Origin of the sequence: Sanguibacteroides sp. AM78-02pH3A (assembly GCF_027666085.1) — a bacterium.
Lineage (GTDB): Bacteria > Bacteroidota > Bacteroidia > Bacteroidales > Marinifilaceae > Gabonibacter > Gabonibacter massiliensis.
In genome coordinates, this window is record NZ_JAQEHX010000016.1 from 1 (window position 1) to 17,928 (window position 17,928).

13 protein-coding genes and 1 pseudogene are annotated in these 17,928 nt (G+C 46.6%); 2 read left to right on the top strand and 12 right to left on the bottom strand.

Annotated features, from left to right (window positions below):
• Positions 1-34: 34 nt before the first annotated feature.
• Positions 35-1,045, bottom strand: a complete 1,011-nt coding sequence (locus PGR74_RS13735; protein WP_270517339.1) for a glycosyltransferase — start codon at positions 1,043-1,045, stop codon at positions 35-37.
• 128 nt (positions 1,046-1,173) lie between these two features.
• Between PGR74_RS13735 and PGR74_RS13740 the strand changes: the two genes are divergently transcribed.
• Entirely contained in the window at positions 1,174-2,364 is a 1,191-nt protein-coding gene (locus tag PGR74_RS13740) for a 6-phosphofructokinase (protein ID WP_041502457.1), read from the top strand.
• A 657-nt stretch (positions 2,365-3,021) separates the two neighbouring features.
• On the opposite strand, the gene PGR74_RS13745 is transcribed toward PGR74_RS13740, so the two are convergent.
• The 10 genes from PGR74_RS13745 to PGR74_RS14120 form a co-directional block, all read right to left on the bottom strand.
• Positions 3,022-4,734 carry a hypothetical protein gene (locus tag PGR74_RS13745; RefSeq protein WP_236684933.1) on the bottom strand — a complete coding sequence of 571 codons (1,713 nt, stop codon included), beginning with the start codon at positions 4,732-4,734 and terminating at the stop codon, positions 3,022-3,024.
• Positions 4,735-4,745: 11 nt separating this feature from the next.
• Positions 4,746-7,862, bottom strand: a complete 3,117-nt coding sequence (locus PGR74_RS13750; RefSeq protein WP_052634404.1) for a hypothetical protein — start codon at positions 7,860-7,862, stop codon at positions 4,746-4,748.
• Between the two features lie 22 nt (positions 7,863-7,884).
• Positions 7,885-9,048: a hypothetical protein gene (locus PGR74_RS13755; RefSeq protein ID WP_270517341.1), complete on the bottom strand. Its 1,164-nt coding sequence runs from the start codon at positions 9,046-9,048 to the stop codon at positions 7,885-7,887.
• Positions 9,049-9,069: 21 nt separating this feature from the next.
• Positions 9,070-10,137 (bottom strand): FimB/Mfa2 family fimbrial subunit, encoded by a 1,068-nt coding sequence (locus PGR74_RS13760; protein WP_041502459.1) that lies wholly within the window; start codon positions 10,135-10,137, stop codon positions 9,070-9,072.
• Positions 10,138-10,387: 250 nt separating this feature from the next.
• Complete coding sequence (locus PGR74_RS13765) at positions 10,388-12,064, bottom strand: Mfa1 family fimbria major subunit (RefSeq protein ID WP_270517343.1); 1,677 nt, start codon at positions 12,062-12,064, stop codon at positions 10,388-10,390.
• Between the two features lie 64 nt (positions 12,065-12,128).
• Positions 12,129-13,556: a DUF3868 domain-containing protein gene (locus tag PGR74_RS13770; protein WP_082027434.1), complete on the bottom strand. Its 1,428-nt coding sequence runs from the start codon at positions 13,554-13,556 to the stop codon at positions 12,129-12,131.
• 12 nt (positions 13,557-13,568) lie between these two features.
• Positions 13,569-14,150 (bottom strand): DUF3575 domain-containing protein, encoded by a 582-nt coding sequence (locus PGR74_RS13775; protein WP_041502516.1) that lies wholly within the window; start codon positions 14,148-14,150, stop codon positions 13,569-13,571.
• A 519-nt stretch (positions 14,151-14,669) separates the two neighbouring features.
• The gene (locus tag PGR74_RS13780) at positions 14,670-15,878 is read right to left on the bottom strand and encodes a site-specific integrase (protein ID WP_041502461.1); all 1,209 of its coding nucleotides are present in this window, start codon (positions 15,876-15,878) and stop codon (positions 14,670-14,672) included.
• 79 nt (positions 15,879-15,957) lie between these two features.
• The gene (locus PGR74_RS13785) at positions 15,958-16,155 is read right to left on the bottom strand and encodes a DUF6549 family protein (protein ID WP_235375037.1); all 198 of its coding nucleotides are present in this window, start codon (positions 16,153-16,155) and stop codon (positions 15,958-15,960) included.
• A 98-nt stretch (positions 16,156-16,253) separates the two neighbouring features.
• Positions 16,254-16,370 (bottom strand): hypothetical protein, encoded by a 117-nt coding sequence (locus PGR74_RS14120; RefSeq protein WP_316929905.1) that lies wholly within the window; start codon positions 16,368-16,370, stop codon positions 16,254-16,256.
• A gap of 360 nt (positions 16,371-16,730) precedes the next feature.
• Between PGR74_RS14120 and PGR74_RS13790 the strand changes: the two are divergent.
• Positions 16,731-16,964: pseudogene (locus PGR74_RS13790) on the top strand (ATP-binding protein); the annotation flags it as partial.
• 429 nt (positions 16,965-17,393) lie between these two features.
• Here PGR74_RS13790 and PGR74_RS13795 read toward each other — a convergent pair.
• Positions 17,394-17,633 carry a hypothetical protein gene (locus PGR74_RS13795; protein WP_152614087.1) on the bottom strand — a complete coding sequence of 80 codons (240 nt, stop codon included), beginning with the start codon at positions 17,631-17,633 and terminating at the stop codon, positions 17,394-17,396.
• Between the last annotated feature and the right edge of the window lie 295 nt (positions 17,634-17,928).

The following is a 17,928-nucleotide window of genomic DNA, read 5'->3' on the forward strand; positions in this document are numbered from 1 at the left end:
TAATTGCGAATATAACAGGTGCATAAACGGATAATCAGATATTTAACAATATAAAATCTAATAAAAATGTTAAAAGAACTAATATTAATAAATATTCCTCAAAAACACCCATAATTATAAAGCAAAATGACAAGCCGTAAAATAAAATACGCACAATCTCATCCCCTTCCACTTGCGCACGCAACGCGATCGGCCATTTGAACTTACTGGCAAAGTAATAAGAAATCTCATCCACTCCACCCTTCTTATCGTTTTCATCTACAATCATATAACTATTCGGGTCTTTTACCACTCGAACCTTTCCAAATTTAGACAATTCCCTAACCATATCGTTATCGTAACCTAAATATGATTGCGAATTTCCCGTGAAACCGCGATTCTTTATGTAATACGATTTTCTATACGCCATGTTACATCCATCACCCAAAATATATTTTTTCGATTTCACAAGAAAACACATTTTCAAAAAACGTAATAACCGAAAACACCGCCGTTTCATTATACCCGGTCCATCCTCGATATAATTGGAGAATCCCAATACGACCGCCGTATCTTTATCAAAATAGGATTGCATCGTTCTTACCCAAAAAGAGGAAGCAGGACGACAATAACTCTCTGAAAACAGCAATATGTCATGTTTCGCCGCCAATATTCCTATATTAATCGCCAGTTTCTTCGTAAAACGAAATTTCGTGTCGGGAAAGATACGCGTATAGCGTAACTGAGGATACGCCTTTTGTATCTCGGCCAAAACATCCTGAGTATCGTCCTCCGAACACTCATCAACCACGATCACTTCGTAGTTTTCATAAAACTGCATTAAAAAACTCGGCAGATTTCTCTTCAGGAATTCGGCATTATTATGGGAAACAATAATAACCGAAACCCCTTCCTTCGAACCTCCCACTCTTTTTTTATCCTTTCGCAAAACGGAGGTACTCTTATATATGACGTAAAACAGGTGAATCCCCCACAAAAAAAGCAGAAAAATCGCCACATACCCGTAAAACCCATACCCTTCCCATATAATCCGAAGATTCTCCATAATAAAAATATTTGTTCCATCGTGCAAAAATCGGACAAATATACATACTTAAACCTTAAATTACCGTATCTATTGAACAATTTTATTTACATTAGAAGAGAATTTACGAACACAAAAATAGCTAAACTATGAAAGGACAAAAAACAAAAGGAATCATTGGAATATTAACGGGAGGAGGAGATGTCCCCGGCCTGAATCCGGCCATCAGAGCCGTAACAATAAGGGCTCTGAGAGAAGGCTATAAAGTAATCGGAATACGGAGAGGTTGGAAAGGACTCATTGACATTATCCGTGATCCCGAGTATGACAATTCGGATAACTTTTTCGAATTGACGGAAGAAATCGTAAACAGAGCAGGACGTACGGGAGGAACTTTTCTCCATACCTCGAGAACACGGGCATCCCATGTACCCAAAGCAAGCGTTCCGGAACATTTACAAGACAAGTACACGGACGATATAAACGATTTAACACCGGAAGTATTGAAGAACTTAGATTTTATAGGAGTAGATTTTCTAATACCCATTGGAGGAGACGATACCCTCAGTTACGCGGTCAGATTGAGCCAAGAAGGGGTAAGAGTTGTCGCCATTCCCAAAACGATGGATAACGATGTGCCCGGAACCGATTACTGTATCGGCTTCAGCACCTGTATTACCAGAACCATCTCCCTTACTCATGATCTAAGGACCTCTGCCGGTTCACACGAGCGTATCCTGGTTTTGGAAGTGTTCGGCCGATACGCCGGATTCACGGCCATGTTACCCACGTTGGCCGGAGCAGCCAATCGATGCGTTATCCCCGAATACCAGTTCGATATAGAGCTGTTGACGGAGTTGCTCTGCGAAGACCGGTTTACCAATCCAAGCAGGTATTCTGTCGTCTTGGTTTCAGAAGGAGCGACTTATTCCGGAGGAGATATGATTTTCCAAAGCGAAGAAAAGGATATGTTCGGGCATAAAAAGTTGGGAGGAATAGGAGACCTGATTTCTCGGCAACTGAAAGAGCTGACCCCCCAATTCAACCGGGGAGAAGCCATTGACACCATTACCCAAAAATTAGGTTATCTCGTGCGTTGCGGAGATCCGGACGCTTTAGATTCTATTGTTCCTATGGCATACGGGAATCTCGCCTTGGATTTAATCAACAAAGGATTACACGGACGATTGGTCATCCTCAGGAACGGTCGCTACGACAACGCTCCCATCGAGATCGTCACCAGCTCGAAAAAATTAGTCGACGTCCAAAAATTCTATAACACGGAACGGCTTCGTCCCAAATACAACAGTTTTGAATTTATGCCCCAAATGATCTTATAAAAAAGCGGTCTCTTTGTGGGTTACCTTTATTTTCGAAATGAATTTTAATTTTGCTTAAAATTCACTGATTGATAACGTGTTAACAAACGATACAAGTACGGATTAAACCGTATAACCACTATTTCGCCGAGAGTCCTACACTTTTCAAATAGGCTTCTATGTAGGTTAATTAAGCTGACTTGATGCCTACCAAGGCGAATTAAAAGTACCATTTAACTAACACGTTATCCTTATTATGTACACGATCAACATCCGGGGCAAACAAAACCCCAAGGACCAGAAAATGGTCAAGCTGGAGATGATATTCTTTAAAACCGGCTATACCCGCGTACCAAGGGTATTAATATATTACCGGTTCATTAGAGGATTGAGACGCCAAATCACAGAGTTTCCGTGTCGGCCGTGCGGAAGCGACTGCCAAGAACAAACTGTTGTTCGATTTGCGTACCAAATACCTGCATATGGCCGACACGCGGGAATCGGAAGAACGCAACAGGTCTCCGGTTCAACATTCACATTGCTTTGACGAAGTGAAACAAACCCAATCGGAGGTCAAGTCGGTTCTTCAGACTATCTCGAATTACGTTTCAAAGAAAAAAAACGCATCAAAAACAACCAAATCGTCGACAGTTCCAACAATGCGAAAAATACGCCGAGTTACGCAGGACCAATGCCTGTAGGATGCACTTTTTCCTCGGTCTCCTTTTTCAAGGCGAATTCGGTAGATTCCGACCGCTCTTTTTCGCCTTTCCGGTTCCTTTCTTTTTCCCGCAGGTTACGGCGTTCCATAAGTTCGGGGAAATGCCGTTTGATAAATTGTCCCAGCGAGCAGGCGTGCAGTCCGAAACGGCGGGCGATGGATTTCAAGGATTCCGGGGTCGTTTCATACAGGCGTATGGCTTCCGCGTATTTCTCCATGCTTTGAGGCGATACCATTTTACCGTTCTCCGTCTTTTTCATTCCCAAGCTGGCGTGCAGTTCCGGCTCGTGTTCTTTCAGGTATTGTCTAAAGCATTCCGGATGCAGACCGAACTCGGCGGCGACCTTTGCCGTTGTAAGTCCGCCCTCTTTCAACCGGGCTATGGCGTCCGCGTATTTGGCTGCCGTAGCAGGGTTATATCTTCGCACGGATGACCAGTCCACAGGCTTGCCTTCCTCGTAAGGAATGCCTTTTCGCCTGCAAACCAAGTCCTTGTGCCATGTTTGCAAGTATTCGTAAAACCCTTTTATCGACACCCCCGTCTGCTTGGCTATCTTTCTGGCGGACAACGGCGTAGTGCGGTACCAGTGTAGGGCTTCCGCGTATTTCTCAATTGTTTCAGGGGAAGGAGCATGAAGCGTTCCACGCCCCGTTATCTTGCCCTTGCGTTGCTGTCTTACAGCCCGTTCGCGTATCTTGATGCGATTTTCAACCAACTCCTTGTGGTAGAATATCAAGTGTTGTTTCAATCCGGTGTAGGAGACATTGCAACGCTTGGCGGCATCCTGTAGCGTGATATAACGGTCGGCACGCAAAAGTTCCACCGCCTCGGCATACTGTTCTTTGCACCACTGGCGCATACCGCGCGGCAGGTTATCGTTCAAACCCAACTGTTGACGTGTCCGCTCACGAAATTCCAGCACGTCGGGATAATGTGTAATCAACTGTCTGGCAAGGTTCGTACCGTCCAATCCGAATTCACAGGCAATCTGCGATACGTTGCATGCAATATATTCCATGCTGTCACACGCCGCAATAGCCTCCTTGTATTTGGCATGTGTTTCGGGACGCTGTCCGCATCGCTGACTTATTTTAATACTGCCGGCTTCCTCCAGACTGTATTTGATACCCTTTCGTTTCAGCATCAAATGGCGATGATAGGTACGGATATATCGGGAAAATCCGCTGAGAGAAACTCCGCACTGCCGACCTATCTCGACATAGGAAAGATCAGTGGCAGTGTACAACTCCAGTGCTGAACGATATTTCGCTTCCGTCTCCGGCTTGCACCCTCTTACCCGGTTAGACCCGTTCTCTTTTTCAAGGCTGCTCCGATTGATTTTGCTTTTTCTGGTGATGTACAAACCACTTACACCACCGCTAATCGTCAAATCTCCACCGGTGACTGTCAGGTTATGCCCCGTACCATCAAGTGCATATCCATCCGGAATGGTAAGCGTGATGTCTCCTGCTAACCCGAGCTGCAAATCGTTATAGACGCGGATAACCTTGTCCTCGCCGCAATACGCATCCAGCTCTTCCGCGTTGCCGGAGGCGAGGGCCGTAATGAGGTTTTCCAACTCTTCCTGTTCGCGGATTTCTTTCACGGCCATCTTGACAATACGGTACCGTTCCTGCACGGTGCTATAACGAAACTCGGCATCTTGCATAACGACAAACTTTAAGGCGTGTTTATGCCGTGGTTACCGTTGCGGACCGGACGCACGGGGAAGCCGTCACAAGGATAGAAGGTGTTTTTCGGGCGTACATAGCTATTGCTTCCTTCATCCATGCGCGAAAACTCGAAATTGTAAGAGTTGTTGTCGTCATTTTTCACATTTCCCGCTGCCCAGACATAGCCGATCTTGTCCAGATGATAGACATCCGCATAACTATTCCAATCCCGATAACCGGTCTGGGGGAATATGATCGACTGGTATTTATCGGGATTCGTATAAAACTCGTAGAGGTTATCCGAATATATTCCGCACGACTGGGTCGTCTCATCGTAGTCAGCGATGTTCTCAACCCGCACATCGTACCATTCCGGAGAGTAATCGGTGTTGTTACCCGTGGTCGTGAAGCCGGTGAAAGCATTATAATGGGATACCTGATAACCTACCGGACATGGATCATATATGGTCTTAAGAATTTGAGCTGACGGGTCTGTTCCGGGGCGTCCTTCCCACAGATTGGCGTATGTTTTGTTGTCGCTGTCAAAATCATGTCCTCCCGTCCCCGTTGTTCGTGGTGGATTGTGCCATGTATCTGGTTTCTGTATAAGCAAGTGCAGGGCAGCACGTGTGGTCAACTTTGAATCATCGAAGTAACCTGTGAGCAGCGGAGGATTATCGTTGACATCATATCCTATGTAATTCCATCTCTTCTTATTAACCCTGTCTTCTGTTCTTCCACCGAAAGGATCCTTGCGCCCCCACTGGTAATAGGGATTATTGCCACGGGTGAAAGCCATGTGCGATTTTTTGACAATCTTTATCGTCTGTATCTTATTACCGGAAATAAACTGGACCTCACACTCGCGTTCTTTGTAATACTTTATTTCCTCTCCGTCTTCGGAACACCAGCCTAGATTCATCGGCATGAATTCAAACTTGCGATTAGTATCATGGGCGGTGACCTTGATGGTCTTGTCGCTGTCCTCGACATCGAGACGGGTTACCCAGATGTGCCAGCTCCATATAGCATTGGGATAAATAACCCTCCACGTACCATCATTTACTTTTTCAGGTGCCTTGTCGCTTATCGCTATAATGGCATTTCCCTGCTTAATATTCGCACCGACATAGAATCTGATTCCTCCTTTTCCATCGTAAGCATCCGGTAAATATGTCGGGGATTCGTCATGCGGCTCACTTTCCCACGTATAGCTTGGACGCAGAAGATCGTTCACGTCCTGCCATACGAAGTATGCGTTTGTGGGGTTGCAACCTTCGTTTTTTTTGATATAGGGACTTGTAATAGGCTTATTGAGATGGTTCCTGAACACTGACAATATATTATCACCAGTACTTCCGCCGGTATATGTGTAGGAACTTTTATTATCTATCCCGTTGTGAATCGCATTGCCATATACCAAAGGAAAGATATACCATCCCGGAGCATCGACCATGTAGCAGTTGGCCGTGCAGACGATACTGTTAGGTGTACCATTCGGATCTGCAAGATTGTAAGGGGCGTCTTTCGAACCTTTCGAGGGAGCGGATTGCAGTTTGGCATTTATGTTTATTTTTTCATCGGGTTGCAGTCTCTCTTCTTTGACTTTGAACCCCACCTTTTTCTCGTATGGGACATCGCCATCTTCAATAACGCATTCGAGCCACTCGGAAGCATCGGAAAAATCCGCCTTACCGGAGTCACGGTACTTTATCGAGAAATCCATCTTTATTTTCTCGTTCTCCTCTATATAGCTCGTAACTGTTACAGTGTTTTTGTCACTGAACTTATGCCCGCGGTTGGGCAATGAATTGTCAGGGACGAAGACCTTTCCCTGGTAATTCATCACTTTAGGCTCTGTCACCTCAAGGACCTGTTCCTTGTATTCTATGTGCCAGTCATAATCATTGGCGAAATTGTTGAATTTCAGGGTCAGTTTGTAGTGATGGTTACGTTCTGCGTTGTAGTCCCTGTATATGTCTTTGCCGAGCATGAAGCGATAAGTTATGATTCCGTTTCCGGGGCGCTCGGTATTCGTCGATTGGTATATCGCCTTGACCTCGATATAAGTGCCGTAAGGTTTGTTGTCTTTCCAGCCGGAACCCTCGACATCTTTATCCGGATTGGGATAGCCTATGGCATGGTCATTGCCGTTGTTATTTCCCGGTCCGGGGGCCGTCTGCGTCTTGTCCTTACCTTCGCCCTGCATATTCTCGTAGAAGAAGAGAGCATCAGCCGTTTCCGAATGATCCGACCCGTATGTCGGCGTTTGGTTAGTGATAACGGCCTTATAATGGTCTTTGAAACCGTCCACATCGGGTTGGATATCGCCCTCGAAATATTTTATAATACCTCCGTCATGTACGAGTAAATCATTGTGGGCAGGTGTATTAGGCATTCCCAGCGGACATGATCTGGGTATGTCCTTTATGGAGGCAGCCATAATATAGATGGATACATCTTTTTTGAGGTTCGAGCCGTCATAAGCGATGGTCACTTTGGAAGCCGCACGGCGCACCCACGCGTGGAGTTTTACGCTTTTTTCATTCACTACAAGAGACTCGTCGTCCGCTGATAGAGCGGGAACAGATTTTTTTGTAAAAAAGCCTATCATCTGGCCATTGTTAGCTATGTTTTCGGAGTCCCATGCGAGGGGAATATTCTTGAGGTCTTCCACTGTTTTTATGGCTTCAGAGTACTTCGAGTTTGTAAGTAAGTCGGGGATGTTCGCAACGGCATACATATAATACTTGCCGAATTCGATTTCTTCCGGCAGCTTGAAAGTGGCGCGTCTCGTTTTTTCTTCCGCGCTGTGCCCGTTTTCCGCATCCGTGTTTTTACGGTCTTCATCGGACATGGTGTATCCTTTTATCTCCCAGCTCTTTTTCAGTGCCTTTGTTTCGTAATCATACAACAATACATGCAGAGAGCTGATATCCTTTAGGGCATCCCCGGCAGTCCGTGCACGGGCTAGCGCCGAGGACATGGGTTTGAAGTCCAATGTGGCGGAAACCATCGCGTGACCTTCGCCTATGGTTTCTTCCTTCAGAAATTCGTCCTGACAACCGGCAACGATAAAACTCATCAGGAAGACAATCATATATTGTGTAAAACTCTTCTTCATATACTTCTTTCCATTTATTTTTTTACAATCCAAATGCTGGATAAAGGAATTTTTCGCTATATGGAATCACATCAACTACGATTTCATTACTATTATACAATGTTATGTCCACCACGACATGGGTGTTACGAAAAAGTGCCTTCAAGTTGGGCAGCGTGTAGACAAAAGGTTCACTCCTTCCGTCTATATTAATTGTCAGGGTGTACTCCTGCTCGCCATCCGTTGTACCCGCCTTGGGGTTCATGCTCTCGGGCAAGTAGAAAACGGGAACATTCTCTGCTACACCCGGTTTTGAGTTATCAGGGTTTTCCATATCAACTGCCGGTACTCCTAAAGTAACCGTCCCGTGGGTATAGGTCTTTGTCTTATCCGCTTGTGTAGGTAATTGGTAGTCCTTCAACCAGCCGGCGGCTTCCGTGGTGGCGTAATCGTCATTTTCGGACGAAGCGTCGGAAACCTCCTTCAACCAATTTATCCAAGTTTTCCCATTGAATAATTGTCGGTTCTGTTCGGTGTCATCGACATGCGCCATCAGAAAGTTCTTGTCGGCATGGCTCGCTATGGTGAAATTGTTCACAGTCACTTTCTCGCCACGCCAGTTCATAAAGTTCACCGTGAACTTGGTGGCGACACGTACCACGTAGAACGTCCCATAGAAATTTCCTTTTTCAGGGAAATCTATTTCGTACATGGAGGACATCGGGATGGATTTTCCGCCCGAGTAGTCCGGAGCGAAATAGAGCCCGTTCACCGCAGCTTCAAAGCCGGACGTACTCTCTGCATAATTGTCGAAGAAACCGGTCAGCGTTTGGTTTGGCCCCGCTACGCCTTCTACAGTCGATACGCTCTCTTCATTGGCGAAGAGGAATATCTTTTTCTTTTCGTTGGGTTTTACCTTAAGTAATATGTATTCTCGCTCTACCGCACCGCCCAACCGATAAAATTCGTTATGTTCCACCGTCCCATCAGCATGCAGGATCACGACGCGCACACTTTTCATCTTCTCGTTGTCAGGCAGTTCTGCCCCTTCCGACCTCGTCTGTACAATCGGCTCTATATTCAAACAAAGAGCAGCTTCCGTAGTGTCCTCCGGTAAGGATTCTTCCCGACTGCTGCACGCCACCATAAAAGGCAGTGCGAATGCCGCCAGGCAGACTGCAATGCTATGTATAATGTTCGGTTTCATCAGTCCAATCCTTCTTCCTAATTATTCAACATCAACGTTACTCAGCACCACCCGCCAAGATTGAATCAGTATGTAGCTGCTAATCCACTTGTTGTTCTCGTCGAGGAAGAAGGTCATCACATAGTCGTCCTCGCGGTCCAGAAACTCCTGATCGGTCATCGTGCGATTGTACTCCTCCTCGTAATAGTCTTTCGCCAGCAGAGCATGGTCGATCACCGGGATGCGGGCCACAATCCCGCCCTCTCGGTTGGTGATGGTAAGGAACATCTTTTCACGATGGGTTTCCATCATGCGTCCTACAGTCAGGTCAGCGATAGCACCCTTTACATGGATGATGGCACGGGAATCGGCTTTCCCCAGGCCGGCCTCGCCGTTCTGCATTTTCCAAGGACGGTAAGTGATGTTCTCGTCTTCCAGCAACTCGTTGTCATGAGCCATCAACCCGTTCTCGTCCTCTATGCGGAAGGTGAATTGATTGACATCCACATCCTCTCCCGATAGATGATGCAGTATGATGCGGATATGGTTGGTGTTCTTGGTCAGGTACATGGTATAGTCGTAACTGCCTCCGTCGTCGTTGGAAGGCAGCGATACATCCAAAGTGCCGTGAAAGAGTCGATAAAGCCTTTCTTTGCTGTAGGCACCTGACTCGTCATGCTGGCGGTTCAACGCACATTGCAACTGCTCCATCCGGGTCTCGCCGACACGGGCTTCAGGTACGGAGAAGGACTCTTCATGCCCGCCGTCGTTCCTGAGACCGCACCATGCCAACAGCCGATAGTCGCCGGCAGGCAGGTCGAGCGATATCGAATAGTTCTCCGCCGTAGACGGATCTATCTGTTCTTCCCGCTGCCATGTCAGTATGCCCGACGTGTCGAAGGCATACAGATGCACCGATGAAACCTCGTTTGCAAAAGCATCCGCCCACTTCAGGTTCCTGTCGTAGCGGAATTTGAGCCGGTAATACACCGAACAATCGCCTTCTTCTTCATTGAGCCAGTTGTTACTGCATGACGGAAGAACCAACAGGCAGACCGACGCCACGCCGACCTTCACTACCACATTCCTTATCAATGCCTGTATATCCATATCGTATACTCTTTTGTATAGTTTATACCAGTGTTACTTATATATGTATGATGTGCGGAACTTCCGCATCCGGATTTCCTCGTCAAGTGGGATACCTGTTTTATGTACAGGTTTCCGATGCCGCACCTCCCTTGTGTGCCGGTGGGCGGGTACTGTGTTTATTTATTTGATTATTGTATGATGCGTGGGAGACGGTTGCCGTTTCCCACTCATCATAAGTATCAGGAACGCCTTCGGGCGGTCAGGTTCATTACCAATCCAAAGTATAGTCATTATTGACAATGCGCCAGGACAGAATCTTGACTTCAGCCGCAATGTAGTGATCGTTGGGGTCGGGCTTCTCGGGATAAATCACCTGCTCAGGATCGTAGACAGGGGTGCCGAAGCCAGCTATCCCTGTCACGTTTGTCTTATACACGTGGTTGCGGACTACGCCCTTAGTAGCATTTTCACCTTCACCATTATGAATAATCTCGTAATAATAGTAGGTCATACCGGATTTCCAAACCAAAGCCCAGTCAATTATATTCTTGTTCTTAAGTTTCTCGTTAATTGTATCTGCTTTAATAGTCTCTGTTACAGTTTGATCCGCAAAATTGTACCATGTTTTCTTTTTTGCGACTTCTGTCAGTTGGGCATATACATAACAGTTGTTCGTACTGTTCTCTTCTTCCAGCTGTTTAGCAATTACAATCTGAAGATCGTCGGTACCAATCTGTGTACGCGTTGTACTGTTTCCATAATAGTAGTTATAGCCGTTGGCTTTCAGCTGGGCAAGGATACTTGCCTTCAGGAGGGGGAGGTTTTCAGACGGTATCTCGGAATATGTATCGGCATAGTGGGAACCCATGTGTCTTACCAAAGTCAAGCGAGAGCCGTCTTCATTGCAGAGGAACCCCTTTAGGATAACCTTGGTTTTGGCCAGTTCGGCAACATCACTACCATCAGCCTTAGCGGCGTTCTCATTGGTGTACAATACAGTGTCAATAGCATTAGGGATATCGGCGTACTTATTATACTTGTTCTTTGCATTAGAAGAATTCATGGCCCAGAAACTGCGGTGTGTGCCGTTCCACCAATCACTTGGCCACGTGGGATTAATTTTCTTGACAAGTCTGCTGTTATCGGTTTCTGCGGTCAGGGCCCAGCCTTCAAGTGTTAGGTAAACCTGCTTTCCGTCAGCTGTGAGTGCATTCCCTTTCTTATCTTTCAGTGGCAGTTTGTCAGTGCCAGCGAGTTTTACTGCACCACCCAAACTGACCGTAACTTTGGCCACACTGCGCTCAACATATATGGTGACGGGATGTAATTTGGCCTCAGACTCTTCCTTACACAGGTTTTCAGCCTTTACGGGAACAGCGCAGACCTCTGCACCCTTATTTCCATATACGGAGTTGAACATAACGAACGAGCCCTCTTTGGTGAAGTCGTCGGAAGCGTAATCTTTGGAAATCGCCTTTAGGTCATCAAGACTCTTTGACTCGTTGCCCAAATTAGTGGTGGGATTCAGCACAGCCGCCATCATCTGGGGAAGTTTGTCTCCGGACTTGGTGCTGATGACAATAGTGGCCTTAAGTTTACTTTCAATATCATCCGTGTCAATTGTACCACCTATCTGCTCCACGTTCGGCCAGTCGTAGTAATTTACATAAGTGGAGCCCTGAAGTTTGACATCAGTGGCGGCACCGTTCTCGGTGAAGAAATAGAAACGAACTTTGGTAACTTTGTTTTCATAATCTTCTCCATCCTGGTAACCGGAAGCGGCACGTGCACGTGTAACATCTGAAGACACCAGGTTTACGGCAATGTAGCTGGTATTAGCCTTACCGTTGCCTACATCCTCCTCGTTCGGAGCAATCTCATCCCGTGAGCATCCCGCGATAAACAGGGATACCAATACAGATATAAATAAAAAGTTCTTTTTCATATCGTTAAATTAAATTGTTTGAAAATATGTTTCTTCTCTTTTGATTTATATTATTGATTTGATGTCATTTCTGCCTTTCGTTCAGTTCGTCAAGCGTCCTGCCGGCCTGTTCAAGTCCCATCTCTTTCGCCTTGCCGAGGTAGCGGCGTGCCGTGTCGTAATCTCCCTCCCGCACGGCAAGCGCTCCACGTGCATAGACAGCCTCGGCGGAGTCGCCGGCCTTGTCGAGATACTTGCGTGCCGTCCCGAAATCATCACGGCGGATGGCGGCGTTGGCGGCGTTCAGGTTGGCTGTTTCATCGTTCGGGAACATGCGCACCGCCGTTTGAAAGACATCCGTGAACTCGTCCGTGCCGGGTTCATACTTTCCGGCAACGAGGTAAAACTCGTCCAAGCTCAATTTCTGCGGCTGCTCCGCCATGATGCGTTTTATTTCATCCACTTCGCTGAACGTGCGGATGTTGTAGTCTATGCGGTAGTCGGTATGGCGCAACGCGGGATAGAAATTTTGCAGCATGAAGCGATACTCGTTGGGGTAAGTGCGCTTAATTTTCGACTCTTTGGCATCCGGTTCCATATCGCTGTCTATCAAAGCCAGAATCTCCGCACGGTGGTCGATATTCGATTGTTCCACGTAACGGCGCAATCCAGTCCAGTCCTCAGGCTCGTAATCGGTTTGGATGACGCTATCCGCAAAACGGTATAGTTGTCCTATGTGCTTTTTGAGTGCGGCGGTACGTCCGATGGCAAGTTCCGTGTTGTGTTTGTAGGGGCTCTCCGGCGAGGCGTACCCTTTTAACCATACGGAAGTGATGGTGACATCCTTGTCATTGCGCACGGAGTCGATGGTCGCCTGTATCTTGCCTAACTCGACCGTATTCCGACGGTAGTCGGGATAAATCACCGTTTGATCCACCGGGAAGTCGATGTATGCCGAACCGGATAACGAACGGCTTTTCATGATTTCTGCCTTGGGCTGCACGAATACCAGTTCGGGGAAAAACGCCTCATGGTGGCTTCCCAGATCGCCTTCGTATTCCGCCAGTATTTCCTGACAACATCCCCAGTCGCTACGATGTAGCTTGAGCGTGGCTCCGTTCATCCAATCTTCGTAGAGAATAGGGTTGTTATACTCCAGTTGTTCCGGTTTTTTCGATACTTGAAATGACTTCTCCGACCCGCCCGAAATGGTGCTTATACCATTTCGTACATAATAATAATACCGACGGCGTCCGTAAATACCTATCGACGGCAAGTCCAGAGAATCCGCCCCGTTGACCAATCGAGGGGTAAGCAGTACGGCGCGGTTGGCGTCCACGTCGAGTGCGGTCAAATCGACATCCATCTCTACAGTAAGGTATTTGCCGTTACGATTCATATTGAAATTCTCGATGGAAACACCGGGTAGAATGTTTTTTGTGTCTTGCGCCATCGCTCCCGACATATTTCCCATGCCCAGCAAGGTTGCCAGTATGAATATCGTCTTTTTCATGTTCGTTGCAATTTAGAATAGATAAACCAGGTTAATGGCCGCCTTGGTGGGTCCCACGTAGTGGTGCGGCTTGTTCGTTTCTATCTTTTTCCCACATCCTGCACACCGGAACTTATCGTAACGGGTATAGGAATAACCGAAACCGATTTCCGCCTCCAAGTTCCAATAGTGACCGAGAATCCATGCATAGCCGTATGCCACGCCCGCACCTACAAACCAGCCTTGATAACGAGAATCCTTCAGTTTCCGGGCATCCGTCCCCAAAATGTTGATTTTGCCATCGAAACCGCCGATGTTGTACTGTCCGCCATGTAAATGCGCACCGAAAAAATGTGCGCCGAAACGATCACACAGCCAATAACGGACCTCGGGCTGCACGGCCCAGTGTTTCCAGCGACGGTCGTGCGAGAGAGTCCACGCGTTGAATTGTCCCGTAATGTCCAAAGTCCATTTCGGAGCAAGCCCCACCTCGATACCGAGGTTCGGGTTGAAAAAGCCATCGGCGAGCAGGTTCGTCTTCAATGCTACATCCTGCGCCTTGACACTCGAAAAAAGCGTCAGCATGACAGCGATGACAGTTAATTTCAGTCTCATATCCATTATATGTTACATATGTTGTTTTATATATCCTTCTATGGCAATCATTTGCAATACATGTATAATGCGTATGCAAATACAAGAAAATTAACACGACACGGCATTTCTTGATATACATACAACTTTTTCTAACCACTTCTCTTTTTAAGAGAAAGACAGAAATAATATTGCCTTATTTTTAGGGAGTTATAGTTAAAGGATGGCAGAATTGTACAACAAATTCCGGTATTCACTTAACATCCGACCAGATTCATTTTTGAAAACCGATTTTTTTTTATCGGTTTTCATTGTCGTTTTCAGCGTTTTCACTAATTTTGCGTTTGTATGCTATTTCTCTTAAAAAGAATTTTACGGGTTACAAAGCAGACTTACGCTATTTTTAATTTGTGCAGGCATTTTTTTTTATCTGTCCGAGATTTAATGTTTGCCACGTTTTCACTAATTTTGCAACTGCGTACTATTTCTCTTAAAAAGAGAACTTTACTATTGTCCGACAAACTCCGGCGACCTCATCACTTACAAAGATTTCAATATCTGGCTGTTGGCCTTATCCACAGCGGACGTATCCAGTGAAGCCAGATAGATTCGCGTAGTTTTCTCGGAATCGTGCCCCATCGCCTCACTGATGGTTGCCAGCGGCACGTTCTTGCTTTTGGCGATGGAAGCCCACGCATGGCGGGCCACATAACTCGTCAAGGGCATGGCCAGTCCCAGTTTTTCACCGAGCCGTTTAAGCTTACTATTGACCAGATGCGCGGCATTCTTGTACTGCCAGCGTTCATCCGCATTCACGTTCTTTATAATCGGCAGCAGATAGGGACTCCCGCCCGTATCGTACTTGTCGATGATCTCCTGCATCGGTCTTTCCCATTTGATGAAAAGTAGCTGACCCGTCTTTTGCCTGCGGTATGATAGTATACCGTTTTGCAGGTCCTTCTTTTTCAGGTAGGCCATATCCACAAACGACATTCCGCGTGTGTAGAACGAGAACATGAAAATGTCCCGGGCGAAGTCCATGGCCGGAAACAATGTCAGGTCGAGTTTCCTTATCTGCCGGATGATTTTCAAGGGCACGGCACGTTTGACGGTCTTGTCGATTCCTGTATAGACGTGCTTGAAAGGGCTGCGCTGTATGGTCAGTTCCTTTTCGACGGCACGGTTGTAGATGGCCCGTAATCCCCGCATATAGTAGGATGAGGTATTCGGACACGCATCATTCGCATGCAGAAAGATTTCATACTCGACCATCAGGTAGGAGTCCACCTCGTCCAGAGGAACGTCCTTCTCCCCGAGAAACCTTCCGAAACTGTTCAGGACGGTCGTATAACGCTCGGCGGTACGCATTTTGCAGATTTGTTTCAACTGCCGCACAAGTTCACGGCCGAACGACATGAACCCTCCGCTGTCCGCCGAGACAAGGAAGCGTTCCGCCACCTCTTCGGCCGTATAGTCCCGGGCCGCCCGTTCGAAGCGGGTGATGATGCCTTTGAAACGTCTGACATCTTCCGCCAAAGCGCTTTTCAAGGAAACAAGATAATTCCGGCGACCGCTTTCTATACCCGGAGGAAAGACGATTTCCGCGTTTGCCGTATCCCATTCATCCGGGTAGAGTTTGTAACCGGGATTGACTTGTCGTACCACACGGTTATGAATCACTTGATAAAATACTGTGCCTTCCTTCGTCGGGATGGTAGAAGCACGAAATTTCACTTTTACTGTTGCCATACGATTTGTTTTTGATTTCAGCCAATAAAAAAGCCTTCATTAAAAAAATGAAGGCTCCTATTTTTATTTTTACATATTCCTATGTATTCGGAATACCTGATTCCGCATACGGATTGTCACCCGAAATCGTTTGATAGACCGCCTTCACCCGACTCCAAAACCACCAACCTCGGTATTCTATCCATACAGCCTGATGCAACGTCACCGCTACCCGCATCTTACCATGCGGCCGGTTATCCTCGATAATACCGGCCAACCGGATGTACGGCGTAATCATCTACACTTTCCGTCTCAGAATCGAAACCGTATCCCGCCCTACGACCGTATCGCGGATAGCCGCATCAATGGGACCTGCATCCTCCAACTCATGCCGTGTCACTGCTTCAAGGTTTTTAATTTCACCCGGAGCCGCTTGATGGATGCGGCATCTTCCGCCCTGAACCGCTTATATGCGCCGAGAGTCAACCGCAATGTCTCGGAAGCAAGCGCCATCGTCACCGAATCAACCTGCATGCGCTTTACCTCAGAAAGCAGCACCGTACATATGATTGGTAACGGTACCGTTCCGTCCTCAGCCGCACGGCATGTCGGTGTCGTAACCCTATGACTCCGCCGAGAACCACGAAAGCCGCCATCTGGAATATCCAGCGGAAGCTGCCTCCATAAACCAAGCGATTCTGCCCCTTTGTGCCAAATAAACATCCCCCTTGATACCTACATAAAAATGCCCCTGCCGAACGTTGTCTGACAGAGGTGTTTTTCGTAGATTTGATTCCCGTCTTGACCGGTGGGATAAAATCATTCTACTATGCAACAAAGATAGCAAACATTCTCCAATGTCATGCATTGGGGATGGGAATAAAGCAGATAAGCACGAGCTTTAAACTGTCCCGCAACACGTTGACGGTCGAACCGATGAACCATATGAAACTCCGCGGCATGGCTACCGCCTCCACTGAAAGCCTAACCTCTACTATGGCCGAGACAATGACAATCGACTCCTTTCTGCACATGTTGCTTGCCAGGGAATGGGATTACCGCACCGATGCGGCCATCCAACGGCTTATACGCGGGGCGTCGTTCCGCTAAAGGCATGGAACACATTCTCGAACACGAGCACATAGGCTTGCTCATCAAACCCGTTTCAAGGAGAAATTCCTGATTCGGCAAGTGGACAATACCGAACTCCGACTGCAACCAATAGCAATGGAGAGTACGTAACATCAACCAATATAGACGAATAATAATCAGCGGATTAAGTAAGCGGCGCATGTACGGTAAAATTGCCCTCCTACACACGTCGCTTTGTTTTGTATACGCGTTCCGGTAAAAGAGACTCTCTTTCTGTGTTTCAATCCAAAAATTTCATATACCTTTGTATTCGCAATTAGTTGGCTGTCAATGCCATCTATGTATACTTACAAAGACAGATGCGCAATTCTCAGCAAAACCAGCACTGATAATCAATCAGTTAAAAACCAAAAGAGTAGTCCCAATAGAGACCGCCTCTTTTCCTTACTTCGTAGGTTTGGTTTGCTTCGCCGGAGCCGTTGTATCGGAGGCGATGCTATCCGTTACGATAAGAACCTCCGATTCTTCGACAACAACATCCGTAGAATCAGGTACCGATTGAGATTGCGTTACCGACTTTTGATTCGCATTTTGATTTTTTTGCTTATTTCCACAAGCAACAAACGTTAAAGCCGCAACGACCATTAACAAATTAATCCATCCTATTCTTCTACAAGTTTTCATTTTTTTTCCCAGTTTAAATTAACAAGTTGTTCCAACACTTTCCATTACGGATGTATACATAAAAAGTTTCACCCGAAGCCTTCTCTTTCCCCTATTCTTTTCCCCGAAAATGAAAAGTGCCGATGAAATGAATCATCGACACCCTGCACACTTTATAAATACTGTCTGGTTGCATGACAGTCTCTTTTAAATAATCTACCACTCTAATTATGGTAATTATCCATATTTATCATTAAATTATAAACGATATTTAGGACAAAAGTATTGATTTTGTGAATAAATATGTATGGGAATC

What these genes read in the sequence shown, in the direction of transcription:
- PGR74_RS13775 (WP_041502516.1), bottom strand. Translation starts at nt 14,150, where the DNA reads ATGAGACTGAAATTAACTGTCATCGCTGTCATGCTGACGCTTTTTTCG.
- PGR74_RS13745 (WP_236684933.1), bottom strand. Translation starts at nt 4,734, where the DNA reads ATGCAAGATGCCGAGTTTCGTTATAGCACCGTGCAGGAACGGTACCGT.
- PGR74_RS13735 (WP_270517339.1), bottom strand. Translation starts at nt 1,045, where the DNA reads ATGGAGAATCTTCGGATTATATGGGAAGGGTATGGGTTTTACGGGTAT.
- PGR74_RS13755 (WP_270517341.1), bottom strand. Translation starts at nt 9,048, where the DNA reads ATGAAACCGAACATTATACATAGCATTGCAGTCTGCCTGGCGGCATTC.
- PGR74_RS13740 (WP_041502457.1), top strand. Translation starts at nt 1,174, where the DNA reads ATGAAAGGACAAAAAACAAAAGGAATCATTGGAATATTAACGGGAGGA.
- PGR74_RS14120 (WP_316929905.1), bottom strand. Translation starts at nt 16,370, where the DNA reads ATGGCGCTTGCTTCCGAGACATTGCGGTTGACTCTCGGCGCATATAAG.
- PGR74_RS13765 (WP_270517343.1), bottom strand. Translation starts at nt 12,064, where the DNA reads ATGAAAAAGAACTTTTTATTTATATCTGTATTGGTATCCCTGTTTATC.
- PGR74_RS13750 (WP_052634404.1), bottom strand. Translation starts at nt 7,862, where the DNA reads ATGAAGAAGAGTTTTACACAATATATGATTGTCTTCCTGATGAGTTTT.
- PGR74_RS13795 (WP_152614087.1), bottom strand. Translation starts at nt 17,633, where the DNA reads ATGAAAACTTGTAGAAGAATAGGATGGATTAATTTGTTAATGGTCGTT.
- PGR74_RS13780 (WP_041502461.1), bottom strand. Translation starts at nt 15,878, where the DNA reads ATGGCAACAGTAAAAGTGAAATTTCGTGCTTCTACCATCCCGACGAAG.
- PGR74_RS13785 (WP_235375037.1), bottom strand. Translation starts at nt 16,155, where the DNA reads ATGATTACGCCGTACATCCGGTTGGCCGGTATTATCGAGGATAACCGG.
- PGR74_RS13760 (WP_041502459.1), bottom strand. Translation starts at nt 10,137, where the DNA reads ATGGATATACAGGCATTGATAAGGAATGTGGTAGTGAAGGTCGGCGTG.
- PGR74_RS13770 (WP_082027434.1), bottom strand. Translation starts at nt 13,556, where the DNA reads ATGAAAAAGACGATATTCATACTGGCAACCTTGCTGGGCATGGGAAAT.